Source organism: Klebsiella sp. ME-303 (assembly GCF_007910085.1).
Lineage (GTDB): Bacteria > Pseudomonadota > Gammaproteobacteria > Enterobacterales > Enterobacteriaceae > Klebsiella > Klebsiella michiganensis.
Genome location: NZ_VOJB01000080.1, coordinates 42,675 through 68,680 on the forward strand (window position 1 = coordinate 42,675; position 26,006 = coordinate 68,680).

Annotated in this window: 27 protein-coding genes; 6 read left to right on the forward strand and 21 right to left on the reverse strand. The window is 55.5% G+C overall.

The window, feature by feature from the left end:
- Window position 1 precedes the first annotated feature (1 nt).
- Window positions 2–487 carry a hypothetical protein gene (locus FQK12_RS16035; RefSeq protein WP_032694643.1) on the reverse strand — a complete coding sequence of 162 codons (486 nt, stop codon included), beginning with the start codon at window positions 485–487 and terminating at the stop codon, window positions 2–4.
- Window positions 480–1,220 (reverse strand): transcriptional regulator, encoded by a 741-nt coding sequence (locus FQK12_RS16040; protein WP_014226561.1) that lies wholly within the window; start codon window positions 1,218–1,220, stop codon window positions 480–482. Before FQK12_RS16040 ends, FQK12_RS16035 begins: the two co-directional genes overlap by 8 nt.
- A gap of 171 nt (window positions 1,221–1,391) precedes the next feature.
- Between FQK12_RS16040 and FQK12_RS16045 the strand changes: the two genes are divergently transcribed.
- Entirely contained in the window at window positions 1,392–1,703 is a 312-nt protein-coding gene (locus tag FQK12_RS16045) for a FaeA/PapI family transcriptional regulator (RefSeq protein ID WP_014226560.1), read from the forward strand.
- 291 nt (window positions 1,704–1,994) lie between these two features.
- Here FQK12_RS16045 and FQK12_RS27320 read toward each other — a convergent pair whose 3' ends face one another.
- Entirely contained in the window at window positions 1,995–2,231 is a 237-nt protein-coding gene (locus tag FQK12_RS27320) for a hypothetical protein (RefSeq protein WP_125908604.1), read from the reverse strand.
- A 370-nt stretch (window positions 2,232–2,601) separates the two neighbouring features.
- Here FQK12_RS27320 and fucO point away from each other — a divergent pair, with 370 nt between their 5' ends.
- On the forward strand, window positions 2,602–3,753 hold the full coding sequence (fucO, locus tag FQK12_RS16050; protein WP_014226559.1) for a lactaldehyde reductase: 1,152 nt from the start codon (window positions 2,602–2,604) through the stop codon (window positions 3,751–3,753).
- Window positions 3,754–3,826: 73 nt separating this feature from the next.
- On the opposite strand, the gene FQK12_RS16055 is transcribed toward fucO, so the two are convergent.
- The 4 genes from FQK12_RS16055 to FQK12_RS16070 all read right to left on the reverse strand — a co-directional run bounded on the left by FQK12_RS16055 (window position 3,827) and on the right by FQK12_RS16070 (window position 7,913).
- Window positions 3,827–4,543 (reverse strand): FadR/GntR family transcriptional regulator, encoded by a 717-nt coding sequence (locus tag FQK12_RS16055; RefSeq protein WP_014226558.1) that lies wholly within the window; start codon window positions 4,541–4,543, stop codon window positions 3,827–3,829.
- Between the two features lie 88 nt (window positions 4,544–4,631).
- On the reverse strand, window positions 4,632–5,681 hold the full coding sequence (idnD, locus tag FQK12_RS16060; protein WP_014226557.1) for an L-idonate 5-dehydrogenase: 1,050 nt from the start codon (window positions 5,679–5,681) through the stop codon (window positions 4,632–4,634).
- 7 nt (window positions 5,682–5,688) lie between these two features.
- Window positions 5,689–7,053 (reverse strand): MFS transporter, encoded by a 1,365-nt coding sequence (locus FQK12_RS16065; protein WP_041165253.1) that lies wholly within the window; start codon window positions 7,051–7,053, stop codon window positions 5,689–5,691.
- A gap of 92 nt (window positions 7,054–7,145) precedes the next feature.
- Window positions 7,146–7,913 (reverse strand): SDR family oxidoreductase, encoded by a 768-nt coding sequence (locus FQK12_RS16070; RefSeq protein WP_014226555.1) that lies wholly within the window; start codon window positions 7,911–7,913, stop codon window positions 7,146–7,148.
- A gap of 339 nt (window positions 7,914–8,252) precedes the next feature.
- On the opposite strand from FQK12_RS16070, the gene FQK12_RS16075 reads away from it, so the two are divergent.
- The gene (locus FQK12_RS16075; protein ID WP_014226554.1) at window positions 8,253–9,506 is read left to right on the forward strand and encodes an enolase C-terminal domain-like protein; all 1,254 of its coding nucleotides are present in this window, start codon (window positions 8,253–8,255) and stop codon (window positions 9,504–9,506) included.
- A gap of 191 nt (window positions 9,507–9,697) precedes the next feature.
- On the opposite strand, the gene FQK12_RS16080 is transcribed toward FQK12_RS16075, so the two are convergent.
- The 5 genes from FQK12_RS16080 to FQK12_RS16100 all read right to left on the reverse strand — a co-directional run bounded on the left by FQK12_RS16080 (window position 9,698) and on the right by FQK12_RS16100 (window position 15,761).
- Entirely contained in the window at window positions 9,698–10,477 is a 780-nt protein-coding gene (locus FQK12_RS16080) for a heme ABC transporter ATP-binding protein (RefSeq protein WP_014226553.1), read from the reverse strand.
- Window positions 10,470–11,465, reverse strand: a complete 996-nt coding sequence (locus FQK12_RS16085) for a FecCD family ABC transporter permease (RefSeq protein WP_014226552.1) — start codon at window positions 11,463–11,465, stop codon at window positions 10,470–10,472. The genes FQK12_RS16080 and FQK12_RS16085 overlap by 8 nt, the downstream gene beginning before the upstream one ends.
- A complete protein-coding gene (locus FQK12_RS16090; protein ID WP_014226551.1) occupies window positions 11,465–12,283 on the reverse strand; it encodes a hemin ABC transporter substrate-binding protein in 819 nt (272 codons plus the stop codon). The genes FQK12_RS16085 and FQK12_RS16090 overlap by 1 nt, the downstream gene beginning before the upstream one ends.
- Window positions 12,280–13,320 carry a hemin-degrading factor gene (locus tag FQK12_RS16095; RefSeq protein ID WP_014226550.1) on the reverse strand — a complete coding sequence of 347 codons (1,041 nt, stop codon included), beginning with the start codon at window positions 13,318–13,320 and terminating at the stop codon, window positions 12,280–12,282. Before FQK12_RS16095 ends, FQK12_RS16090 begins: the two co-directional genes overlap by 4 nt.
- 71 nt (window positions 13,321–13,391) lie before the next feature.
- Window positions 13,392–15,761: a TonB-dependent receptor domain-containing protein gene (locus tag FQK12_RS16100; protein WP_014226549.1), complete on the reverse strand. Its 2,370-nt coding sequence runs from the start codon at window positions 15,759–15,761 to the stop codon at window positions 13,392–13,394.
- 215 nt (window positions 15,762–15,976) lie between these two features.
- On the opposite strand from FQK12_RS16100, the gene FQK12_RS16105 reads away from it, so the two are divergent.
- Window positions 15,977–16,261, forward strand: coding sequence for a SelT/SelW/SelH family protein (locus FQK12_RS16105; protein WP_004853555.1), 285 nt, complete (start codon window positions 15,977–15,979; stop codon window positions 16,259–16,261).
- Window positions 16,262–16,337: 76 nt separating this feature from the next.
- A complete protein-coding gene (locus tag FQK12_RS16110; protein WP_014226548.1) occupies window positions 16,338–16,688 on the forward strand; it encodes a nitrous oxide-stimulated promoter family protein in 351 nt (116 codons plus the stop codon).
- Between the two features lie 65 nt (window positions 16,689–16,753).
- Here the strand turns inward: FQK12_RS16110 and sitD are convergent, their stop codons facing one another.
- The 9 genes from sitD to FQK12_RS16155 form a co-directional block, all read right to left on the reverse strand.
- Window positions 16,754–17,608: an iron/manganese ABC transporter permease subunit SitD gene (sitD, locus tag FQK12_RS16115; protein ID WP_014226547.1), complete on the reverse strand. Its 855-nt coding sequence runs from the start codon at window positions 17,606–17,608 to the stop codon at window positions 16,754–16,756.
- Window positions 17,602–18,450, reverse strand: coding sequence for an iron/manganese ABC transporter permease subunit SitC (sitC, locus tag FQK12_RS16120; RefSeq protein ID WP_014226546.1), 849 nt, complete (start codon window positions 18,448–18,450; stop codon window positions 17,602–17,604). The genes sitD and sitC overlap by 7 nt, the downstream gene beginning before the upstream one ends.
- Window positions 18,447–19,268, reverse strand: coding sequence for a manganese/iron ABC transporter ATP-binding protein (locus FQK12_RS16125; protein WP_014226545.1), 822 nt, complete (start codon window positions 19,266–19,268; stop codon window positions 18,447–18,449). The genes sitC and FQK12_RS16125 overlap by 4 nt, the downstream gene beginning before the upstream one ends.
- Window positions 19,265–20,182: a metal ABC transporter substrate-binding protein gene (locus tag FQK12_RS16130; RefSeq protein ID WP_014226544.1), complete on the reverse strand. Its 918-nt coding sequence runs from the start codon at window positions 20,180–20,182 to the stop codon at window positions 19,265–19,267. The genes FQK12_RS16125 and FQK12_RS16130 overlap by 4 nt, the downstream gene beginning before the upstream one ends.
- A gap of 178 nt (window positions 20,183–20,360) precedes the next feature.
- Entirely contained in the window at window positions 20,361–21,323 is a 963-nt protein-coding gene (locus FQK12_RS16135) for a LacI family DNA-binding transcriptional regulator (RefSeq protein ID WP_004124158.1), read from the reverse strand.
- 56 nt (window positions 21,324–21,379) lie between these two features.
- A complete protein-coding gene (locus FQK12_RS16140; RefSeq protein ID WP_014226543.1) occupies window positions 21,380–22,294 on the reverse strand; it encodes an ROK family protein in 915 nt (304 codons plus the stop codon).
- Between the two features lie 184 nt (window positions 22,295–22,478).
- Window positions 22,479–22,793, reverse strand: a complete 315-nt coding sequence (locus FQK12_RS16145) for a PTS lactose/cellobiose transporter subunit IIA (RefSeq protein WP_014226542.1) — start codon at window positions 22,791–22,793, stop codon at window positions 22,479–22,481.
- Window positions 22,794–22,816: 23 nt separating this feature from the next.
- Complete coding sequence (locus FQK12_RS16150; protein ID WP_004134311.1) at window positions 22,817–24,139, reverse strand: PTS cellobiose transporter subunit IIC; 1,323 nt, start codon at window positions 24,137–24,139, stop codon at window positions 22,817–22,819.
- 9 nt (window positions 24,140–24,148) lie between these two features.
- Complete coding sequence (locus FQK12_RS16155; protein WP_004104871.1) at window positions 24,149–24,463, reverse strand: PTS sugar transporter subunit IIB; 315 nt, start codon at window positions 24,461–24,463, stop codon at window positions 24,149–24,151.
- A 174-nt stretch (window positions 24,464–24,637) separates the two neighbouring features.
- Here FQK12_RS16155 and FQK12_RS16160 point away from each other — a divergent pair, with 174 nt between their 5' ends.
- Window positions 24,638–25,909 carry a PTS sugar transporter subunit IIC gene (locus FQK12_RS16160; RefSeq protein WP_041165293.1) on the forward strand — a complete coding sequence of 424 codons (1,272 nt, stop codon included), beginning with the start codon at window positions 24,638–24,640 and terminating at the stop codon, window positions 25,907–25,909.
- Window positions 25,910–26,006 lie beyond the last annotated feature (97 nt).

The window sequence follows — 26,006 nt, forward strand, 5'->3', positions numbered from 1 at the left end:
ATCAATGATTGTTTTTTTGACGCTGGCAACCATATTGTGGGAACGTTTGGTTACCGAATAAAATAGTATCATCATTAACGCGATTGATATAGATGATTCTATCATTAGTTTGGTTGTCAAAGAGGATTTTTTGCGCGATGTTATCAGGCGTATTATCACCGTTGTGGCGAGTGGTTTGCGAATCAGCAATATAAAAAAGATGCTCTGCAGCGGCGCTTTTTTTTAATGTGATGGAGAGGGTGCGCGAGACAATGTATTTATCTCCCGCGCTGGTGAGCAATCCCTCAAGGTTGATTATAAGATGATGGTTGGAAAACTCAGCGGATAGCAAGCCCTGGGAGCGGAGAACATTCTCATTTATTTCCTCTGTAAGATCGTATTGTGATTTACAGGAGAAAGCGTCATGGCTGTTGAAACAAATGTACAGGATGGAAGCTAATGCCAGCGTTAGCGTACAGGCCAGCGCGATAAAAGCGTATTTACGCATTTTTTATTTCCTTATAGTAGTAACTGTGGCACTGCTGGTACTTCATATCGCATTTGAGTATGAATATATCCATATAAATACCTAAGTCCTGTTCCTGATTTAATTGTCGGTTGAAAAGATAAATTTTCTTGGGTGTAGAACAATCGAGCCCCGAGGGGAACAGCTTTTTATTTCTTAGTATTTCCCCCGCGCGTAGCGCTCCTGCGCCATAAAAAATACATTTATCCTGAGTAAAAATCGCTGTAGGGGACTGTTTTTGATGGGTAAAAAACTGTGAAAGCAGCATCAAAGCTATCACCAACGGGATAAATAAAATGGCGACTTTGCGGTGTTGCCACAGCAAACTACGTCTGGGAAGTTCTGGGGCCAGCGTCGGGAGAGTGAAAGAGGAGGAGTAATCATTGTCGCTGGTGATAATGACTTCCTCAGAAATTTTAAAGCCAATTCGCGGTACCGTAATAATCACATTTTTCTCAACGCCCAGATCCGCAAGGCTGCGACGCAGCGTTGAGATGTATTGATTCAGGTTGCTATTAGAAGGTCTGGCGCCATATTTTTCAAACACCGACTGAAAAATGTCAACGCGAGAGATAATATCCCCACGGTATTGTAACAGATTGGTCAGGAGGCGAGTGGAAGTAGCAGAGAGTTCAATACAATCACCAGTCAACAGATTGACCAGGGATGCTTCCTCAGTATCAAATGTAATAAATCCCTCTATATCGAACCGCATTTTTATCTCCGCACGGAATTAAAAATTCACTCTTTATATCAGGGTTTTTATCATAAAAAAAAGTGAATTTCAGATAAATGTACTGTTTAAGTTGAAATTTAAAGCTAATGTTGCCGTTTTCGTAGGGTCAATCCATACTGCCGTGTACTTAATGACAGAAGGAGCTGACTCATGAAGATTTCATTTTCGTCCTGTACACCGCATTCGCATCAAAATTCTGTAACCGCAGTTGAGAATTTACGAGTGTTGATGAATTCAATGGGCATCAATAAATTCGCCGGGGTAATCGTACCAGAGCAGGAGTATATTCTTTATGTATTAAAAGAACATGAACCTGAAGGGTTACTTACTCGTGAGTTAGCGGACAAGTGCGAAATGTCAATTTATAAAGTCAGACATTTACTGCTGCCGTTGGAGAAGTATGGTCAGGTGATTAGAATAAAAATTAATAAGCATCATAAATGGTATTTTTATAATAAATAATATATGTCAAGGGCCATATTAACAAGAGGTAATGTTGTTTGCAATAAAGATAGAGATCTTGACTGTTTTTTTTATGTTTTTAGATTTTTAACAATTAATATCTCGCAAATGATAGAGAATATTCTTAATAATGAGAGCTCGCGACTCTTAAGAAAAAGATGTTTTGCTATCGACAGGCCGATAAGCAATTATGAATAATGACAGATAATTCTTATTAGAGGTTTTTAATCGATAGCCAACGGCCTGGGATGGCCGCTTTGTTGAGGAAATGATGCTTTTGTTTCTAAAGTGTTAAGTCGACGATATGACCATCTGATGCACTTGATGTTGGCGGGCGGCGAGATAAGGAGACGGATAAGAAAGAGGTATAGAGAATAATCGAAGGCAGTTTCTAACGTGCGCCGGCTTAAGCGTCATGAGTCCCTCCTGTTTCTGTTGTGCTTCTGCAGAGATACCTTTTTGGCTATACGAATGCGTATCGGCAGTAAAAGATAAAATAATGTGATCCAGTTCAATAATATCCATCATGAGATAATATCTTTCTCAGGTCTATACCCTAAATAATTCGAGTTGCTTAAAGGCGGCAAGGGAGTGAGTCCCCAGGAGCATAGATAACTATGTGACTGGGGGGAATGAGCGTAGCCAGCACATAAGCAACTTGAAGTATGACGGGTATATATTACTGTTGGTGTCCCTGGGCGTCATTAAAGTTGATGCTCGCTGATGTCCAGTATGCTGGACAGATCTCATGACTAATGTGCGATGGGTTAATTAACTGCAACAGCGTGCCGGGCAATTAGGGTGTTAATTGATATGAATTAATAAAATGGCTGCGCCAGTCACGTTACTGTAGGGCTAAATATTATGGTTATCAAACACTCGAATTGAGGGAGCACAAATGGCTTACAGAATGATTTTAAACGAAACCTCGTATTTTGGCCCAGGTTCGATTCGCTGTATCGTTGATGAAGTTAAAAAACGCGGCTTCAAAAAAGCGCTGGTGGTCACGGATAAGGATCTGATTCGTTTTAACGTCGCCACAAAAGTTTTTGCTATTCTCGACGAAGCCGGGCTGCCTTACAGCATTTTTGATGAAGTGGTCCCGAACCCCACGATTGAGGTTGTGCAGCAGGGCGTAGAGACGTTTAAACAGTCGGGCGCCGACTACCTGATCGCTATCGGCGGCGGCTCACCGCAGGATACCTGTAAGGCGATAGGCATCATCATTAATAACCCGGAGTTCGCCGACGTCCGCAGTCTTGAAGGCGGGGCGGAGACGAAAAACGCCGCCGTGCCGATGATTGCCATCCCAACCACCGCCGGTACGGCAGCCGAAGTCACCATCAACTACGTGATTACCGACGTACAGAATCGGCGCAAATTTGTTTGCTACGACCCGCACGATATCCCGGTAGTGGCGATCATCGATGCCGACATGATGAGCAGCATGCCGGCCAGCCTGAAGGCGGCGACCGGCGTCGACGCGCTAACCCATGCGATTGAAGGCTACATCACCAAAGGCGCATGGGAACTCACCGACATGCTGCATCTGAAGGCTATCGAGGTGATTGGCCGGTCGCTGCGTGCTTCCGTTCAGGGCGAGGCGCAGGGCGCGGAAGGGATGGCGCTGGGGCAGTATATTGCCGGAATGGGCTTCTCAAACGTTGGTCTGGGGCTGGTCCACGGTATGGCCCACCCGCTGGGCGCATTCTACGGTACGCCGCACGGCGTGGCTAACGCGGTGCTGCTGCCGCATATCATGGCCTACAACGCCGAATATACTGGCGAAAAATATCGCGACATCGCGGTGGCCCTCGGCAACAAGCAGGCGTCAACCCTGCCGATTGCCGAAGCGCGTCAGGCAGCCATTGAGGCGGTGGCGCAGCTGAATCGCGACGTCAATATCCCGGCGCGCCTGCGCGATGTCGGTATGAAAGAAGAGGATATTGATGCCCTTGCGGCGGCGGCTCTGGCGGATGTGTGCACCGGCGGCAACCCGCGTGACACTAATCTGGAAGAGATTAAAGCGCTGTATCGGGCAATTTTCTAACGCACTATAAAACCGCCGTTGTCGGTAGCGATACCGGCAACGGAAAGTTGTAATAAGAGGGGAGGGCGATTAATCAATTGTTGCTGCTGGTTGAAGACTTAATTTTATCAATGGCGGTAACGTTCTCCGACATGGCTTCGTTAAGTACTTTCACTGCTGTACTGGCATCGCGATTTTTTATCGACATGTAGACTTTGATATGGGCTTCTACGCTCTCAAGGGTGATACCGAGCGCGCGATTCAGCTCCTCAAGATAATAGTAATAAATATCTTTTATTGAATTCATTACGTTATAAAAGACGCTGTTGTGTGAGGCCCTGACGATAGCCAGATGGAAAGCGTAGTCTGCCTCCGAATACTTTTTGTAGTCGCCTTTGTTAATCAGCATATTGTTGAGCGCCTGTTCGAGCTCAAGAATGTCCTCTTCCGTGGCATGAGTAACGGCCAGCTCCACGCATTTGAACTCCACGGTCTGGCGGAAGATCATCATATCGTGAAACTCTTCGCGGCTAAGATGCATGATGGGACGAGGATCGTTGCTCAGCATCTGCGGCGTAAAGTGATCGCTTACGTAGCTACCGCTCCCCTGACGAGTGACGACGATGCCGAGATCGCGAAAGCGCTGGACAGCGCTGCGCACGCTGACCCTGCTAACGTTAAAGGAAGCGGTCAGCTCCGCTTCAGACGGAAGGCGGCTACCCGGCGGCCAGCTCCCATCCAGCAGCTTTGCGCTGATCTGATCATAAATTTCATTTACAACGTTCTGTTTTTGAATGGATTTTATGCTCAAGATCGCTGTCCGGTAGAGTGCTGAGAATTGCAGCATTGTATAACATTCACTTTTAAGAACAAAGCGCCCGACCGGGCGCTTGTCGCGGTTATTCAAAGCGAATGAGGACCTTAGCTGAGATATTTTTGTCCGCCGCGGTTATCAATGCCTGTTCAATGCTGGCAGGGGAGAATTCGGCGCTAATTAGCGGGCGCGGATTAATGCGGCCATCTTCAAGCCAGCGCACTGCGATAGTAAATTCGTCAATAAACCGGAACGAGCCTACCAGATTAATTTCTTTGACCAGCATGGCAGAGACCGGCCAGGTTATCGGGCTTACGCCCATACCCACTTGTACAATCGTTCCGGTTGGGCGGGTGAAATCCACCGTTGATGCTATCGCCGCAGGTGCGCCGGAGGCTTCGAAGACTATGTCGAAGTAGCCTCTGTTTTGCTGATAATACGCGCTGCGCTTTTCATCCCGAGGATCCATCACTGCAGTGGCGCCCATCTGTTGCGCCAGTTCCAGACACCGCGGGCTTAAATCGCAGGCCACCACATCAGAGGCGCCTGCGCTTTTGGCCGCTGCCAGAATCAGGCAGCCGATAGGGCCTGCCCCAATCACCAGTACACGTTTTCCAATTAACTGGCCTGCCATTTTCACCGCGTGAATGGCAACGGCCAGAGGTTCGGAAAAAGCCATGACGTTGGCCGGCACCCGACTATCGTATGCAATACATTGTTCCGGCTTAACCGCTACGTATTCAGAAAAGCCGCCATTCACGTGCGGGTTAAACTGCGCGCTTCCCATAAAGCGCATTGAGCTACACATGTTTTGTTTGCCCGAAAGACACATCTCACATTGGTTACACGGGCAAGAGGGGTTGATAGCAACGGTTTGACCAACCTTTAAACCGCTCTCTGCCGGACATTTTTCCACCACGCCAACAAATTCATGGCCGATGACCATGGGGTGTTTCAAAATCGACATACCCGCGCGACCATGTTGATAATAGTGAATGTCTGAACCGCAGATCCCGCCGTAGGCCACTTTAACCAACACATCATGCTTGCCGTATTCAATATCGCGTGTTGCAAACCGCACGTCTTTTTCAGCATGTGCCAGACAGGCGTTACAGGTTATTTTCTCAGTGTTCATAATTACCTCAGGATTTATTATTTGTTGCCGGGTGCAATGCGTTATTATCGCGGCTATCTGGATTAGCCTCTCCGGGTAAAATAACTTCTATTTTACCTACCAGAAAGATATAGGCCAGCAGACCCAGTCCGGCGACGGCGGCGATATACCACATGGCATATTGGAAATTTTGAGTGCGCTCAAGAATGATCCCGATAACAATCGGGCTGACGATCCCGGAAAGATTTCCGCATATATTTAAAAAACCGCCCATGGTTCCGAGGAAATTTCGCGGAATGACATCGCTCCACACTACCCAGCCTAAATTTGAAAAGGCATTGGCGAAAAAAGCAATGGAAAGTATCACAATAGCAATAATCGGCTGGTCTTCAAAAAAGTTAACTAAAGCAATAATCATTGTAACTAATAAACCAGCCATTACTGGTAATTTACGGGCAAAAGTTCTGGATTTTCCTTTTTTCAGCAGTAAATCACTGAGTGTGCCACCGCATAGCACTCCAAACATTGCCATAATATAAGGTAGCATGGCACCAACCCCTGCTTTTGATATGGAAAGGTGCAGCCCTTTTTCCAGATAAACAATAAACCAGGTGAGAAAAAAATAGAGCGTTGAGGAACAGGCAAACTGCGTAATGAACAGGCCCCAGACGGTCTTCCGGCAGAGGAAGAATTTAATATCCTGCCAGCCAATTTTTGTACTGACGGCGGATTGGTTCTCTGAGCCATAGCCGCCTCCAGCCTTGATGTAATCAAGCTCTGCCTGATTCACCGTAGTGCTGTGCTGCGGGTCGCGATAATATATCAGCCAGTATATGCCAAACAGTATTCCCGCGCCGCCGGATAAATAGAATGACATTTCCCAACCATAATTGGCGACGATAAAAGACAACGCTGGAGTCAGTAGAGCCAGACCAATATATTGTGCGCTGGAGTATATGGCGGTAGCTCTTGCTCGTTCATGATCCGGAAACCAGGTAGCAATAATTTTTGTATTAGAGGGGAATGACGGTGCTTCGGCGACACCAATTAACGCCCGGCAAGCTAATAGCATGACGAAGGATGCCGTCGCTGTCGAGAAAAGATGGTGGGACGAAAAGCCCATCATAAAAGTAAATACGCTCCATAAAATAATAGCGCCACCGTACAGAATGCGGGAGCCTATTCTGTCAAGAATATAGCCTACGGGGATCTGGCTAGCTGCATATGCCCAGGTGAACATAGAAAAAAGTAAACCGAGCTGCGTCGGTGTTAAACTAAAGTCATCCTGGATATTTGAGCCTGCGACTGCAAGATTGGCGCGATCCATATAGTTAATAGCGGTGACAATAAATAACAATGTGAGAATAAAGAGTCGTGATCTTGAAGCCTTCATAATTATACCTGTGTGATATCGGCAGACCCGTATAGTAAATATTCAGGCACGCCGAAAATTTTAAAGGCAAAAATGCTGAATGCACCGCGATATTACAGAACCGCCAACCAGCCGCCGTCGACGTAAATAATCTGTCCGTTGATATAATCTGAGGCTTTCGAGGACAAGAAAACCGCAGTACCAATCAATTCTTCCGGGCGGCCCCAGCGCTGCGATGGGTTGCTGTTTTTCACCCAGCTATCAAACTGCTTATCTTCGATAAGGGCGGTATTCATATCGGTCAAAATATACCCTGGACCAATGGCGTTGCTCTGTATATTGAACTGTGCCCACTCCGCCGCCATGGAGCAGGTGAGCATTTTGATCCCCCCTTTTGCCGCCGTGTAGGGAGCGACGGTAGGCCGTGCAGCCTGGCTGGTTAGCGAACCAATATTGACAATTTTACCGCCGGACCGGCGGGCGATCATTCGTTTTGCCGCGGCGCGCGAGACCAGAAATGCGCTGGTCAGGTTGGTATCAATCACTTTTTGCCAGTTTTCCAGCTCCAGCTCTACCATCGGCTTGCGGTATTGAATCCCAGCGTTGTTTATCAAAATATCCACGTGAATGCCCTGTGCATCCAGTTTGCTAAAGGCTTTCTCAATCGCATCTTCGCTGGTGACGTCGAACGCCGCGCCGTGCGCGCTGTAGCCTTTACTTGCCAACACATCGACCGACTCTGCCAGCAGCGTTTCGCGAATATCGTTCAGTATCACTCTGGCGCCTGCCACGGCGAGGCCTTCCGCATAGGCAAACCCCAGACCGCGCGCCGAACCGGTGACCAGAGCCGTTTTTCCCGTTAAATCGAATAATGCGCTCATTTTTATTTCCTCGCTTAATTTTACTTGTATGACGACTGTCTTATTTAAGCTTGATTTTTTGGTGAGGCAAAAGCAATAAGCTAAAAATAAATTTGCAATATAGATCACAAACACAACTCCTGTTTAAATGAAGTGTTTTATATAACTTATTGTATATATTGTTTTTTTTAATCTTTTTTGTTTGCTGGCATGATCGCGATCACAGAAATAAAGATTGAGGTTACGAGCCGCTAATCGTCGTGTTATAACAACGCAAAGTTGTAGGACAACTTACAAATGTGGCGATGATATTCGCTTACAGCATGGCAGGCAGTTAATTCTGTGAACTGAGGAGTTAAAGTGAGTAACCTGAAAATCACCAACGTGAAAACGATTCTGACGGCGCCCGGCGGCATTGATCTGGCGGTTGTGAAGGTCGAAACCAACGAGCCAGGCCTGTATGGCTTGGGCTGTGCGACGTTTACCCAGCGAATCTTCGCCGTGAAAAGCGCTATAGATGAATACATGGCGCCTTTTCTCATTGGCAAAGATCCCACGCGAATTGAAGATATCTGGCAGTCTGGCGCGGTCAGCGGCTACTGGCGCAGCGGACCGATTATGAACAACGCGCTATCCGGTGTGGATATGGCGCTGTGGGATATTAAAGGTAAGCTGGCGGGCATGCCGGTGTATGATTTGTTAGGCGGTAAATGCCGCGACGGCATTCCGCTGTATTGCCATACCGATGGCGGGGACGAAGTTGAAGTCGAGGACAATATCCGCGCCAGAATGGAAGAGGGATACCAGTACGTACGCTGTCAGATGGGGATGTACGGCGGCGCGGGTACCGACGATCTTAAGCTCATTGCGACCCAACTGGCGCGGGCGAAAAATATCCAACCGAAGCGTTCCCCGCGCAGCAAAACGCCGGGAATCTATTTTGACCCGGACGCTTATGCTAAAAGCGTTCCTCGCCTGTTTGACCATCTGCGCAACAAGCTGGGATTCGGTGTTGAGTTCATTCATGACGTGCATGAGCGCGTGACGCCGGTAACCGCAATTCATCTCGCCAAAACGCTTGAACAATATCAGCTCTTCTACCTTGAAGATCCTGTCGCCCCGGAAAATATCGACTGGCTTAAAATGCTCCGCCAGCAGGCCTCCACGCCGATCTCTATGGGGGAGCTGTTTGTGAATGTGAATGAGTGGAAACCCTTAATCGACAATAAGCTGATCGATTATATCCGCTGCCACGTCAGCACTATCGGCGGGATTACGCCAGCTAAGAAACTGGCGGTGTATAGCGAGTTTAACGGTGTGCGCACCGCATGGCATGGGCCTGGTGATATCTCACCGGTTGGGGTTTGCGCGAACATGCACCTTGATCTTAGCTCGCCCAACTTCGGTATTCAGGAGTACACGCCGATGAATGATGCCTTGCGCGATGTCTTCCCGGGATGCCCGGAGATAGACCACGGTTATGCCTACCTAAATAATAAACCGGGTCTGGGAATTGACCTTGATGAGGCCAAAGCGGCGAAGTATCCGTGCGAAGGTGGCATTCCGTCATGGACGATGGCGCGGACGCCGGATGGCACGGCTTCAAGACCGTAACCGGCTAATCACGAACGGAACGGACGTCAATGCCTTACTGACAACGTGCGCCCTTATGGAGTCCTCCGGGCGCGGCTGACGCCTTCGCCGGGCTACATACCGCACGAATTATAGCCCGACTAAGCGCAGCGCGAGCCGGGAAAGGATTATTGGCTGGCAGCGGGCTATTCTGGCGCAACACTGCTATCAGTTCACGGCGCCAGATAGACCTGCGGAACGGCCGCATCGGGATGTTCCCCCATGCTGACCTCCGCGCCGTACCAGCGGCTGATAATCGGCTGCTGGATCACCTCCTGCGGCGTGCCCTCGGCTACCAGCTTCCCCTGATACAGCAGCAGAATCCGGTCGGCCCACAGCGCCGCGAGGTTCAGGTCGTGCAGCACTATACAGACGTGCAGCCGGCTGCTGCGGGTCAGGCGTTTGAGCAGGCGCAGCAGGTGCTGCTGGTAATAGAGATCCAGCGCCGAAGTGGGCTCATCGAGAAACAGCCAGCCCTCGGGGGCGCCATCGCGCCACAGCTGTGCCAGACAGCGGGCCAGCTGCACCCGCTGCTGTTCGCCGCCGGAGAGGGAAGGGTAGCGTCTCCCGGCCAGATGATCGCAGCCGGTCTCTTCCATCACCCGGCGGATCATCTCCTCATTTGCTACGCCGCCCCACGGCGAACGGCCCATGGCGATAACCGTCTCAACCGGCCAGTCGGCGTGAAGCTGGGTACGCTGCAGCATCACCGCCCGCCGGCGGGAAAGCGTTTCTGCCGACCAGCTCTCCAGCGGACGGCCTTCCACCACCCGTTCGCCACCGTCGGGCGTTAAATAACCGGTTAACAGGCGCAGCAGGGTTGATTTACCGGCGCCGTTGGGGCCAATCAATGCCGTCGTCCCACCGCCGCAGAGCTGGAGCGAAACATCATGAATAATCTGCCGGTTACCCAGACGCAGCGACAGCGAACGCGCGCTATAGCGGTTATCCATGGGTCCCTTTCTCCCGACGAAAAATCAGCCACAGAAACCACGGCGCGCCGAGTACGCTGGTCAACAGCCCGACCGGCATCTCGGCGGGGGCGGCAACGGTACGCGCCAGCGTGTCGGCCAGCAGCAGTAACATCGCGCCGCACAGCAGCGAACCGGGGACCAGGCCGCGATGGTCCGGCCCCAGCCACATCCGCATCAAATGCGGCACGACCAGACCGATAAAGCCGATAATGCCGCTGATAGCCACCGCCGACGCCACCAGCAATGCGCTGCACAGCAGCAGTAGCCGCTGCAGGGCGCGAACGTTGACGCCGAGGTAGTGCGCCTCTTCATCGCCCAGCTGCAGCAGGTTAAGCCGTGAAGCCATCGCCCACACCACGAGAGAGGCCGGGATCATCAGCGTGGCCGCCACCAGCAGCGTCGACCATTCCGCCTGCCCGAGGCTACCCATCCCCCAAAGCGAAAGCTGGCGCAGCTGGGTATCGTTGCTGATCCACGCCAGTACCCCGACCAGCGCGCCGCACAGGGCGTTAATGGCGATGCCGACCAGCAGCAGGCGCGAAAGCGAGGCGTCTCCCGCCCGGCTGAGGATAAAAATCACCACCATCACCGCCATGCTGCCGATAAACGCCGCCAGCATCGGGGCGTACAGCGCCACGAGCAGCGGCACCGACAGAGGCAGCACCAGCCAGCAGGCGACCGCCAGCGCCGCGCCGCCGCTGATCCCTAACAGCCCCGGATCGGCGAGGGGGTTGCGAAACAGCCCCTGCATCACGCAGCCGGAGAGCGCCAGCGCGGCGCCGACCAGCAGCGCCAGCAGCACTCGCGGCAAACGAATGGTCAGCCAGATGTTTCTCAGAATCTCATCGCCGGAGGGCAGCAGGCTGGCCAACGGCAGACGCATGGCGCCCAGGGTCGTGGCTAACAGCGTCAGGACAATCAGCAGCAGCGTCATTAACCACAGATGACGGGCAGGGTGGGAGCGCATCAGGGCAGCTGCTCCGCTTTTTGCCGCAGCGCGAGCACCGCCTGCGGGGTGCGCGGACCAAAGCCGAGCAGGGCCATATCATCTATCACCAGTACCTGCTTATGGCGTCCCGCAGGCGTCTGCGCCAGCCCCGGTAGCTTCCAGAGCCCGGCTTCGCCGCCCATGCCTTTCAGCCCATCGGCGGAGATCACCACCAGGTCCGGCGTACTGGCGATAACGCCCTCCTGCGACATGCTGCGATAATGGTCGAAGCTCTGCATGGCATTTTGCAGCCCGGCCGCCCTGATTGCGCCATCCGCCGCGGTTTGTTTCCCGGCCACCATGGTATTCATGCCGCCGTGGCTGAGAATAAACAGCACCCGCTTGTTCACGGGCTGCGACGGAATTTGCGCGATCTGCTGATGAACCTTCTGGCGCAGGGCGTTACCTTCGCTCTGCTTACCAAGGGCGTCGGCAATCACGCCAATTTTTGCCTCGATTGCCGGCAGGTCGTAGCCGCCCGGGACGTTGATCACCTTAACCTTATTCTCTTCAACCTTTTTCAGCACCAGCGAGGGCTGCGCCTGGGCGCTGGCCAGCACCAGCGTCGGCCGCAGGGAGAGGATCCCCTCGGCGTTCAGCTGGCGGATATAGCCCACATCCGGCAGGCTCTGCGCGGCGGCAGGCCAGGTGCTGGTACTGTCTTTTGCCACCAGCTGCCGCTGGGCGTCGAGGGCGTAAACTACCTCCGTGACGTCGCCGCCGAGTGACACAATCCGCTCGGCGGCGGCGCTGGCCAACAGCGGAAACGCCGCAAGTAATATCAGCCAGCGCTTCATGCGAGTAGACCTTCGGTGGTCAAACGATCGACCTGCGCACGCCACTGCGCCTGCTCCGGGTGGCCTTCGCTGCGTTGACCGAACAGCTGTGCGATCTGCGTGCCGTCTTTGGCAAACAGCTCGACGCTGGTGACGTGGCCGTCAGAGGTCGGTTTGCGGGTCACCCAGATCTCATCCACGCTCTCCTCGCGCAGATGCAGGGTAAACGCGGGGTTGAAGATATTCAGCCAGCCGCGCATCGGGGCGACCTTCTCCAGCGCGCCGGTGAAGATCTGCACGCAGCCGCGGTTGCCGACAAAAATCATGATCTCGTTGCCATCCTGGCGGATGGTTTCCAGCAGGCCCGGCAGCGTCTGGGTGTCAATCCGGCAGGCGAGGTCGTCGCTGACCAGACGGAAAGCCTGCTGGCGCGACAGGCTATATTTTCTCAGCAGGCCGAAGAACTGGTGAACGTCGGTCATGGCCCGCCATTCATTTTCCAGCGCCGCCGCGTCGGCGGAGTCGGCATATTTCAGCGGTTCGGCCGGGCGAATCGCCAGCGGGGCAGGCGATTGCTGCGTATGCCCGGCAATCAGCGCATCCCAGGCCGCCATGTCGGTATTGCCGGTGGTGTAAACCTTGAGCAACGCGTCGCCGTGCGGATCGAAGAACTGGATGCTCTGGCGGCCGTTGTCGTTCAGGCGAAAAGCGCTGGCCCACTGGCTGAGAAACAGGCGCAGATCGAGGGCGCGCGGATTAAGCACCAGCCCGGCGTGGCCGCTCAGATGCTGATGGGTAAATTCGCCGACCTGCTCATGCACCGCGTATTCGTTGCGGCAGATGCATTTGGTTTCCCCCACGGTTTCCAGCGCCGTCAGAATGGCGCGGGCGTCGTCCTGCAGACGTACGGCATCGTAGCCCAGGCGGGCTTCGGTCAGCTCGGCTTCGCTAATCCCCATTTCGGCGGCGATATCGCGGGCGTATTTCGCGGAGGATTGCGCTTTCGTGGTCAGATAGCGCTGCCACAGCGGGGTATGTTGCGGTTGGGTGTTTTGCATAATTCACATCCTTCTCTACGATGAGTTTCCCCGGCGCGCGGCCGGGGAGCAGGTTTCTTATTATTGGCCGGTCAGAAATCGACGTTCACGCCCAGCTGCCAGGTGCGGCCAGGCATCACCGCCAGCGCTCTGTCGTTGGCGTCCTGGTTCGTCGCCGTTTCGATATTGCGGCTGCTCAGATAATCCCAGTATTTACGATCGGTAATGTTGTATACGCCGCCGTTCACGCGCACGTTCTTCGCGACCTGCCAGTACGCGGTCCAGTCCAGCATGCCGTAGCCCGGAACGCGCATATATTCGCTGGTCGAATCGGTAATCGCGGAGCCGGAGTTGGTATAGCTTTCGCGGTTGGTGGCGGTGGCGCGCTTGCCCTTAACAAAGGTGGCGGTCAGCGCGGTGCCGTACACTTTTGCCGGATCGTCCCACGCCACGCCGACGATGGCCTTCATTGGCGCGACGCTATCGAGGTCGACGTACTTATCGCCGCTGTAGCTGGATTTCGATTGCCCTTCACTATAGCCGTAAGCGAGGGTGGCGCTCAGGCCGTTAACCTCTTCAAACCAGGTGCCAAAGTTGAATTTAGCGCTGATTTCGCCGCCGTAGATGTACGCTTTATCGCGGTTTTCCGCCTGGTAAATGGTGTAGATGTTCGACGGTACGTTAGTGAACTGCGTCGGATTATTGGCGCGGGTGTAGCGGGTATAGGCGATAAAGTTCTTATAGGTGTTGTAGAACAGCGCGGTGCGCATGGTGATGCCTTCCGCCACTTCGCCCTTCATCCCCCACTCAACGTTATCGCTGGTTTCGGTTTTCAGATCGGTGTTGCCGATCAGCGCATACTGGGCGCGTCCGGCGTAGCTGGAGCCGAGGTTCCACGAACCGTACAGCTGGCTGGCGTTCGGGAACTGCGCGCCGCGCTGATACTGCAGATAAGTCATCAGGCGCGGGGAGATATCGTACTGCAAGACCAGCGACGGCAGCGCCTGGGTATCAGCGTTCTTACCGTACAGATTTGACACGTCGGAACCGGTCAGCACGCTGCTGTTGTTGGCCAAATCGGAGACGTTTTCCGGTTTGGTCGACTGATGCATCACGCGAATGCCCGGGATAACCGCAAAGTTATGGCCGTCGAGGTCGAAGTTAATTTTGTCCTGCAGGAAGCCGGCGACGATATAGCCGCGGCTGTCGGCGTCCGGCTGCATAATCTGGCTATAGGCGCTCGGGGTTGGCGACTGGGTTAACGGCCGCTGGGTTTTCGTCGTGCTGGCGTTAAAACCGGCGCTCAGATCGTGGCGGCCTATCGATTTCGCCAGCGCGCTCTGAATCCCCCAGGTGTCGGTATCGTAGTCGGAGCTCACCGTTTGCATCGCGCGGGTGACGCTGTCCGGCATATATGTCCAGTCATGGGCCTCGGTATGCTGGTAGTAGACTTTGGTCGATACGCTGTCGATATAGTCGTTCATCGGCGTCCAGTCGTCTTTCAGGCTCAGGCCCCAGCGGCGGGTCTGGCTGGTCTGGTTTGACGTACCGATAACGCTGTTGCCGCTGGAGTCCCAGGCGTCGTAATGCGTGTGGTTCGTTTTATGGTAATAATCGAAGGTGCTGGTGAACTTATGTTCGTCATTCGGCTGCCAGATCCCGGAGGCCATAAAGGCGTCCGAGTGCCAGTTTGCCGGATAGGAATCAACGGTCCCGCTGTTATTTTCCGTCTCCTGACCGTCGCGACGGCTGTAGACGAAGATCCCGCGCAGGGTCTCGTCGCCGCCGGCAATGGTGACGCCGTTGTGCCAGCTGCGATCGGACGAGTCGTAGCCGCTGCGGTAGCCGAAGGCGCTGGTTTTGCCCGGATGCAGATAGTCATCCGCGGATTTCGGGCGGAAAGAGACGTTGCCGCCGATGGCGCTGTTAGCGGTTTCCGTTGATGTCGCCCCGGACTGAATATCGATGCTGCCGTACATATAGGGGTCAATATAGTCGCGGCCCATACCGAAGGTATTAAGGCCCGCGCGGCTGGCGTAGCTGCGCCCGGTGGCGTTCGGCTGGGCGATGCCGTCGACATCGATCCCGACGCGGTTGCTCTCCATGCCGCGTATGTTGTAGCCGGTATAGCCGCCGCGGTCGAAGCCGCTTTTGCCGTTGCCGGAACCGCCGCTGGCGCCGGTGGCGCTAATGAGCGGCTCGTAGCGCATGATCGAGCCAAAGTCGTTGGCCCCTTTATCCTGCAGCTCCTGAGCGCCGATCGAATGTTCGCTGCCCGCTTTCAGCAACGGCGCCGGCGCGGTAACGGTCATCCGTTCCGAGCTGTCATCAGTCGATGCGCTGCTGGTGGTTTTCGCGGTGGTATCAGCCGCCCCGGCGGAAGTCTGATAAAGTGCTGTAAGCAAAGAAGTCACCAGCAGGCTTTTCTTGAACCATGCTGTTGATTGAGTGGAGTTATACATAGTAGCCACGCCTTAATCATTATTAGTATTGGCTCACGCGTTACTTCCAGAGTGCAGGTGTGTCCCGTTATTCCGTTACTGGACGTTTTTTCTCCATGCTTGTTGATTGCGAATGGTAATGATAGGTATTATCGTTTGCAACAAAATAATCATGTATTCTTCAATTAATCTGCAAGTTGTTTACAATTTGCCCTTTTACCGACAGCGAGAAGACGATGAGCCATAAAGCCGCGATTACCATCACCTACTGTTCGCAGTGCAACTGGATGCTGCGCGCCAGCTGGATGGCACAGGAACTGCTGCACAGCTTTAGCACCGATATCGCTTCGGTCACGCTGGTTCCGGGAACCGGCGGGATCTTCGTGGTGGCCGTTGATGATGTGCAAATCTGGGAGCGCAAGCAGGATGGCGGTTTCCCCGACGCGGCGGAGCTCAAGCGCCGGGTGCGCGATGTGTGCTTCCCGGAAAAACCGCTGGGGCACGTGGATAAACCGGCATAATCCTCAGGGAGTATGGGGCTGCATCGTCCTCTCTGAATGTGTATTATGAATGCATCTTTATCGGGGGGAACAGGTGATGGCGGGCAAACGTATTGCGCGGGAAAAAAAGACCATTAGCAGCATGATTGCGCTCTACCAGCGCCGCTGCCCGGATGCCCGCGACGACGCCGAACACTATCAGGCGCTCAACGGCTATGCCGACAAGCGGCTGGATAAGTGCGTATTTGGCGAAGAAAAGCCCGCCTGCAAGCAGTGCCCGGTGCATTGCTATCAGCCCGCGAAACGCGAAGAGATGAAGCAGATTATGCGCTGGGCGGGGCCGCGGATGCTCTGGCGGCACCCGATCCTGACGATTCGCCACCTGATCGATGACAAACGCCCGGTTCCGGAGTTACCGGAAAAGTATCGGCCCAAAAAGCCGCAATAAACTCCCCGGCTCGCGCGGCGCTTAGCCGGGCTACAATTCGTGCGGTCTGTAGCCCGGGTAAGGCGTCAGCCGCGACCCGGGGCTTCGCCGGAACGGGCCGTGGTTTGACTATCGCGAACCGACGTCCAGACAAACGCTATAACGAACAGGACGGTAAACAGCACCACAATGGTCGGCGCCGGGGCGCTGTCGAGATAAAACGACAGCCACACGCCGCCCAGCGAACAGCTTAACGCTATCGCCACCGCCAGCAGCAGGGCGCTGACAAAACGCCGCGTCAGCAGCAGAGCGATCGCCCCCGGCGCTATCAGCAGCGAAATCGACAAAATGATCCCCACCGCTTTCAGCGTCGCCACGATGGTCAGTGCAATCATGCACAGCAGCCCATAATGCAGCAGCCCGCAGCGCAATCCGCTGGCCTTCGCCTGCTGCGGATCAAAGGCGTGCAGCAGAAAATCACGCCACTTAAGCCCGATTATCAGCGCAATCGCCAGCGCGATCAGCGACGTTTGCGCAATATCGCTGGCGGAAATACCCAGCATGTCGCCAAACAGAATATGATCGAGATGGACCTCCGACTGAATCGACACGTACAGCACCAGGCCCGCGCCAAACATCCCGGAAAAGACGATGCCCATGATCGTATCGCGCTTAATGCGGCTGTTATCGTCGAGATAACCGGTGGCGATGGCGCAGAACAACCCGGCGATAAACGCGCCGATGGCGAAGGGGATACCGAGGATATACGCCACCACCACGCCCGGAAAAACCGCGTGGCTCATGGCATCGCCCATCAGCGCCCAGCCCTTGAGCACCAAAAACACCGACAGCAGCGCGCAGGGGACGGCAACGATCGCCGCCACCAGTATGGCGTTGACCATAAAGGAGAACTGGAAAGGTTCAATCAGCGCGCTCAGCATGAGGCCTCCCTGGCGCGGCGACGGCTGGCGAGCAGGCCGTGCTTCGGCGCGAAAACAAAAGCGGCTAAAAACAGCAGCGTCTGGGCGACGACGATAATCCCCCCGGTCGCCCCGTCCAGATAGTAGCTCAGCCACGCGCCGAAAAAGCTGGTCAGGCTGCCAATCGCGACGGCAATCGCCAGCAGGCGCGGGAAGCGGTCGGTCAACAGCCAGGCGGTGGCCCCGGGCGTCACCACCAGGCAAATCACCAGAAACGCGCCGACGGTCTGCAGCGCCGCCACGGTACAGGCCGCCAGCAGGGTAAAGAACAGCAGCTTCAGCGCGGTGGTATTCAGGCCAATGGAACGAGCGTGGTTCTCATCGAAAAAGGTCACCATCAGGTCTTTCCACTTCAGCAGCAGAATCGCCATCGAAATAGAGCCAATCGCCGCCAGCTGGATAATATCCTCCGGGGCGATGGCCAGAATATTGCCGAGAATAATGGTCTGGATATTCACCGAAGTGGGGTTCAGCGACACCATAAACAGGCCAATACCGAAAAAAGAGGAGAAGATCAGGCCGATAATCGCGTCTTCCTTCAGCTTCGAACGCTGGTTAAGAAACAGCATGCTGCCCGCCGCCAGGCCGCCGGAAAGAAACGCCCCCAGCGCGAAGGGCAGACCGAGCATATAAGCGCCCGCCACGCCGGGCACGATGGAGTGGGAGAGGGCGTCGCCAATCAGCGACCAGCCTTTAAGCATCAGGTAGCAGGAGAGAAACGCGCACACCCCGCCCACCAGCGCCGAGACCCACATCGCGTTCAGCATATAGTGATAACCAAACGGCTCCAGTAGCCAGCTCATCTTTCGCCTCCCGCCGCCCGACGGCTGATAAACGGCCGCTCATCGTCGGTGATAATCCGCTCTTCCGCGCCGCTCAGCACCACGTGGCGCAGCACGCCGCTAAACGCCAGTTCGAGGTTTTCGGCGGTAAAGGTGCTTTCCGTCGGGCCGCTGGCCAGCACGGTGCCTTTGACCATCACCGTGTAGTCGCAGAACTCGCTTACCGAGCCGAGGTTGTGAGTGGAAACCAGCATGGTGCAGCCTTCGTCGCGCAGTTCCCGCAGCAGCTCGATGATGCGCGCTTCGGTCTGCACGTCGACGCCGGTAAAGGGTTCATCCAGCAGAATGACTTTTCCCTGCTGAGCGATAGCGCGGGCCAGAAACACGCGCTTTTTCTGCCCGCCGGAGAGTTCGCCGATCTGGCGGTGGCGGTACTCGCTCATACCGACCCGCGCCAGGGCGGCGTCGACAATCTCATGGTCGCGCGGTTTGGCCCGCCGTAGCCAGCCCATATGGCCATAGCGCCCCATCATCACCACATCTTCCACCAGCACCGGGAAGGACCAGTCCACCTCTTCCGCCTGCGGAACGTAGGCGACGAGGTTCTGCCGCAGGGCGCGATTAACCGGCTGACCGAGAATCGCAATATCGCCTTTTCCGACGCGCACAAAGCCCATCAGCGCTTTAAACAGCGTCGATTTTCCCGAGCCGTTCACCCCGACCAGCGCCGCGATGGCGCTGCGTGGGACGCTAAACGAAGCATCGCGCAGCGCGGTATGACCGTTGCGGTAGGTGACGCTGACGTTGTTGACCGCGAGGCCCGGCAGCTCGTGACTCATGCCTGTTTCCTTAGTCCGTCGTTGATGCCCTGGACGATGGTTTGAGTGGTGACGCGCAGCAGGTCGAGATAGGTCGGCACCGGGCCATCGGCGGCGCTCAGAGAGTCGACGTACAGGACGCCGCCGTAGTGGGCGCCGGCCTCCCGGGCCACCTGACGCGCCGGTTTATCAGAGATGGTGCTTTCGCTAAAGATAGTCGGGATCCGCTCTTTCTTCATGGTGTCGATGGTTTTGCGCACCTGCTGCGGGGTGCCCTGCTGGTCGGCGTTTATCGGCCACAGATAGCGCTCCTGGAGGCCGTTATCGCGGGCCAGATAGGAGAACGCGCCCTCGCTGGTCACCAGCCAGCGCTTATCCTGCGGCAGCTTCGCCAGTTCCGCCTTCAGCGGCGCCATGGTCTGGCGGATCTTCTCTTTGTAGGCTTCGGCGTTGTGGCGATAGGCATCGGCGTTCGCAGGATCGTATTTCACCAGCGCGTCGCGAATATTATCGACGTAGATCAGCGCATTGTCCGCCGACATCCACGCGTGCGGGTTAGGTTTGCCGTTATACGGCCCTTCGCTGATGCCCATCGGCTGAATGCCGTTGCTGACCACCACTTCCGGTACGCCGTTTAAGTGCTGATAAAAGCGGGCGAACCACAGTTCAAGGTTCAGGCCGTTGGCGAGGATCAGCTGCGCGCCCTGCGCGCGTTTGATATCCCCGGGGGTCGGCTGATATTCATGGATCTCGGCCCCCGGTTTGGTGATGGAGCTGACGTCGGCGGCGTCGCCCGCGACGTTTTGCGCCATATCGGCGATCACCGTGAAGGTGGTAATCACTTTAAATTTCTCTTTTGCCTGGACGGGGGCGACGGCCAGCAGCGCCAGCGTGGCGGCAAACATCAGATGCTTCAGGGGTGGCAGGTGCAGCATAAGGTCCCTCACAACGTTGCGGTTAATTAATCATCATTTATAGCCATTGCTATGTTATATAGCACAAGCTATTTATAAATGAAAATAATTCTTATTTAGATGTGAGGCGAATGATTAGCGTGCGAACCCGCGGCGGGAGAGGAAAAGGCCCGGCCACGCGGAAGGCCGGACGCTGAAATCAGGAGAGATCGGCCACCGACTGGCGGGGGATCAGGCGGCCCGCCAGCGTGCGCCCTTCAGGAGAGAAGGTGGGGCGCTCGTCTATCAGGTTGCGGATACGCTGCAGGCAGTTTTCCATCAGCTGCTCCAGCGGCCAGGAGATACAGGTCAGCGGCGGATTGAGCAGCGAGGCGAGGGGAGAATCTTCCAGGCTCAGCAGCGAGACCTCCTGCGGTACGGCAACGTTGAACTCGCGCAGCAGGCGCATCGCTTCGGCGGCGTAGCGGTCCCGTTTCACGATAATCACCGAGTATTTGCTGAAGCTGTTAATCAGCGTCAGCAGCGCCTGTTCAACGTTATCGTTGGCCGCCAGCATCAGCTGCCGGTTAAAAGGGATGGAGTAGTTTTGCAGGACGTTGCGATAGCCTTCGAGCATCTGGCGGCTGGCGTCATCGCTGTCGTTATCAACGAGCAGCGCGATATTGCGATGGCCCTTGCCGATCACGTAGCGGCAGGCGCTTTCGGTGGCAAAAGCGTAGTCGTAGCCCTGATTATTGACCCCGGCAATGCTGAAGCGGTCAAAGGAGATCACGTTGCGCGGCGCATCCGCCGGGACGGCGCCGAGCACCACCACCGCCACGCACTGGCGCTGTAAATCGTCGACGACCGCCGCCTGTTCCGCCGCATCCGTGACGTACTGAACAATCAGGTTTTTATTCAGCCCCTTCAGCGCTAGCGAGAGCATCGGCAGCAGGCGCGCGCCGCTGCTATCATCGTTCGCCGGGATCACCAGCCCCACGTGATTGGATGTCTGACTGGCGAGGTTTTGCGCGGCAAAGCTCGGGCGGTAGTTAAGTTCCTCTACCGCGCGCAGCACCGCTTCCCGGCTCTCTTCGCGCACGCCCCTGGTGCCGGTCAGCACGCGGGATACCGTCGCTCGGGAGACATTCGCTAATCTTGAAACATCATCAATGGTTGGCATGGCATTTTCTGTCTGAATATTTTCGCCTAGCTTAGCATACCTGCTGAAAAAAGTGTCTACCGCCGACCGGCTTCAGCGTCGGCCAGAACCGGCAGCCAGGCCGCGCCGCGCACGCCGCTGGCGTCGCCGAAGCGGGCCTGTTTGATCTGCGTTCGGCAGCTATCGGAGAAGATATACGGGACGATCGCCGACGGCAGCTGCTCATAGATTTGCCCGACGTTGGAGAGCCCGCCGCCCAGTACAATCACCTGCGGATCGAGGATATTGATTACCGACGCCAGGCTACGGCCGAAAGCGTCAATAAAATGCCGCCAGTGGGCCTGCGCCTGCGGTTCGCCGTTTTGCGCGGCGGCGATAATCGCTTCCGCTGGCGCCTGCTCGCCGTAGCGGCGGGCAAAGCCGGTACCGGAGATAAAGCTTTCGATGCAGTTCTCTTTGCCGCAGTAGCAGGGCTGCGCCGGGCCGTCGCGCTCGGGGCAATAGCCCGGCAGAGGATTGTGTCCCCATTCGCCAGCGATGGCGTTAGGCCCGCTGAGCAGCCGTTGGTTCACCGCGACGCCGCCGCCGCAGCCGGTACCGATGATAACGCCGAATACGGTCGTTGCCCCCGCGCCCGCGCCGTCTACCGCCTCAGAGAGGGTGAAGCAGTCGGCATCGTTCGCCATCCATACCGGTTGACCAAGTTCCCGCATCAGGTCATGACGCAGGTCGTGGCCGTTGAGCACCAGACAGTTACAGTTTTTAATCAGGCCGCTTTGCGGGTCGATAGCCCCCGGCAGGCCGATGCCGAGAGTAAACGGCCGTTCGCTCCAGTCGCGGACGGTCGCAATCAGCCCGAGCAGCTGCTGCATAAACGCCTGATAGCTCTCTTTATGCGTCGGACGGCGCTGGCGATAGACGCACTCGCCCGCCGCGTTGAGCAGGACGGCTTCCATTTTGGTGCCGCCAATGTCTAAACCCAGATGTAGCATGGTTGTCCTTAATTGTGGTCGACGGTTTCCCGGGCCGCTACGCGTGTAGTTCAGGTAGCCCGGCTAAGCGCAACGCGAGCCGGGAAGCCAGCCAGGTGACATGAGCATTTACCGTTTTCCCGGGTTGCGGCGTCAACGCCTTACCCGGGCTACGTCATCTCCTCTCCCCCGGAGAGGGGGAACCCTACGCGTGCAGCGGTCGCGAGCGGTAAATGGCGATCAGTTCGCCGATCAGCTCTTTCGCCAGAATCGAGGTCATCAGATGATCCTGAGCGTGAACCATCACCAGGGTCATTTTGGTTTTACCCTCGCCTTCGTCGGCCTCAATCAGCTGGGTCTGTACCAAATGCGCCTCGCGGGCAAAATGCGCCGCTTCTTTCATTTTTTCGTCGGCGGCGGCGAAATCACCCGCTTTAGCGCAGCTCAGCGCTTCGTAGCACAGGCTACGCGACTGGCCGGCGTTGATGATGATACCCATTACCTGTTCTTCTAATTCCATGACAAACCTCTGAATAGTATGAATTATGCGGACTGCGGCGCGCTTTCGGCCTGGGCCGCCGCGTTAGCGTGCTCCTGCTCCAGCAGCTGTTTTTCGTAGGCTTTGAGGAACGGCAGATACATCACCATCGCCGTCGCCATGCAAATCAGGCACATGATCACCGGGCTAAAGCTCCAGTTCGCCGCCCACGAGGCGCCGATAGGGGCCGGCGTCGTCCACGGCGTCATCGACACCACGCGGCTCACCAGGTCCAGCTTCAGCGCAAAGTAGGCCAGGGTTGCGTTGATCATCGGCACCAGCACGAACGGCAGGAAGAACAGCGGATTCATAATGATCGGCGCGCCGAACAGAATCGGTTCGTTGATGTTAAATACGCCCGGCACTACGCCCATCCGGCCAATCGTCCGCAGATGCACCGCCTTACTGCGCAGCAGCATCAAAGCCAGCGGCAGGGTGGAGCCGACGCCGCCGATCAGCAGATAGTGATCCCAGAAGCCCTGGACATAGATATGCGGGATCGCGGTGCCTGCGGCCATCGCCGCCTGGTTGATCGACAGGTTCGCCATCCAGAACGGATTCATAATCCCGGTGACGATCAGCGCCCCGTGAATGCCGGCGAACCACAGCACCTGGCACACCAGCACCGACAGCAGAATCGCCGGTAGGGTATCGGACGCCGCCACCAGCGGTTTCACCAGCGACATGATCGCTTCCGGGATGATCATGCCCAGCTGCGCTTCGATAAACAGATTCAGCGGATGCAGCGTCAGCACGATCGCCAGCACCGGGATCAGGATCTCAAACGAGCGCGCCACGCCCGCCGGCACTTCAGGCGGCAGACGGATCGTAATATTGTGGCGCTTGAGGAAGGCGTACAGCTCGGTAGAGTAAATCGCCACCAGAATTGCGGTGAAGATCCCCTGGCCGGAGAAGTAGGCGGTGGAGATCTGGCCATCTTTCAGCGGCGCGGCCACCAGCAGGAACGACATCAGCGACAGCATCCCGGCGGTCAGCGAGTCCAGGTTATGGTGTTTTGCCAGGCTGGCGGCGATCCCGACGGCGATAAACAGCGTCATCACCCCCATGCTGAAGTTAAACGGCAGCATCAGCGCATCGCGATGATCGAGCGAAAATTGCAGCCAGGCGCGGGCAAAGCCCCACGTCGTATCCGGGGAAAACGGCGGGAAGATAAAGACCAGCAAAAACGAGCCGACGATCATAAAGGGCAGGGCGGTAATAAAACCGTCGCGGATGGAGGTGACGTATTTTTGTTGGCCGATCGCCCCCGCCATAGGCGTGATCTTCTGTTCAATCACGGCGATCAGCTTCGCGTACAGAGAGCTCATGATCTTTCCTTAGTTTTTGTTATCGATAAGGGAAAGCGCGAAATCCAGTACGGCGCCGCCTTTCTGCATGCCGTAATCCATCATATTGATGGGTTCCACGCGGATACCGTATTTATCAGCCTGCTTTTGCAGATCTTTCTGCATGTATTTCACCTGCGGCCCCAGCAGGACCACCTGGTAATGGCCGACCTGTTGATCGAATTCCGCGACGCCAAAGGCGTTGATCTCCACCGGCAGACCGCGCTGCTCGGCTTCGGCGATCATTTTTTTCACCAGCAGGCTGGTGGACATGCCCGCGGAACAGCACAACATTATCTTTTTCATATATCGCTCCTGATGAGATGGATGCGCCGACTATAGTCATAACGGATATAAAACGGAAAGCGCTTTCCGTTTGTGGATTTATTTATTGTGACCACGATCACCTATGGCGGGCTTTTACTTTACCCGGGAGTGCGCGATCATCCTGGCGACACCTCTATTCTTAAAGGCAGGATTATGAACATTCAGTTGATGAATGTTGCCGTCGATATCATCGAGCAGCGGCTGGCGCCGCTGGCCAACGTTCTGACGCGCAATAACCACATTACGGCGATGCGCGACAGCTTTGCGCTGGCGATGCCGTTTGTGATTGTGGGAAGTTTGCTGGTGCCGATTTTGTTTCCGCCCGTTTCCATTAACGGCGCATCGGCTTTCGGCCAGTTCTATTTCCAGCTGCGGCCCATTCTGCTGCCAACCTTTGAATTGACTATCGGGCTGGTGGCGCTGATTGTGGCCTTCGGCGCCAGCGCCAGCCTTGCCAAGCAGTACCGGCTGCCGGAGCGGCTCTGCGGGCTGACCGGCTGCCTGGCGTTTTTGCTGTTTATCGGCTTTCGCGACAACGGCGCGACCAATATTTTCCTCGGCGGAATGGGGATTTTTACCGCGCTGATTTCAAGCACTTACTCTATTGAAATCGTGCGCTTTTTCTATAAGAAAGGCTGGTGCATCCGCCTGCCGGAAGAGGTGCCGGTGATGACCCGCAACGGCTTTCAGCTGCTGATCCCGCTGCTGGTGGTGCTGCTCTCTATTAGCGTCATCAACGCGCTGCTGCTGCAGAGCACCGGGCGCATTTTACCGGAGCTGATTAGCGAAGCGGTGCGGCCGCTGGTGGTGGCGTCCGATACCCTAACTGCGGTATTAATTTCTTTATTTATCTGCAACCTGCTTTGGTTTGTCGGCATTCACGGCGCGCTGATTATCACCGGGATTATGAACCCGTTCTGGATGACCTATCTGTTTGAAAACCAGCAGGTGCTGGCCGCCGGTTCCGCTACGCTGCCGCATATCTACCTGCAGGGATTCTGGGATTTCTACCTGCTGATCGGCGGTATCGGCTCGACGCTGCCGCTGGTGTTTATGGCGATGCGCAGCCGTTCGCGGCAGCTGAAAAGCGTGGGGAAAATTGGCCTGCTGCCCTCGCTGTTTAACATCAATGAGCCGATATTGTTCGGCTTTCCGATTATCATGAACCCGGTTTTCCTGCTGCCGTTTCTTTTTGTGCCGCTGATAAATGCCTGTATCGCCTGGTATTTAACCCATCTTGGGGTTCTCGATCGGGCGGTGGCGATGCTGCCGTGGTCGATGCCGGCGCCGCTCGGCGCGGCGTGGTCAGCCAACGGCAGCTGGAAAAACCTCTGCATGTGCCTGTTCGCCATTTTTAATGCCTGGATGCTCTATCGTCCGTTCTTCAAGGTCTATGAACGGCAGCTCGCCGATGCCGAACGCTAAGCTTTTCGCCTGCCTGCCACAGCCCGCCGCGCGCGGGCTTTTTTATTTCCGCTTAAAGACGTGATCTAAATCACGAATATTTGCCCGCTATCGTTAA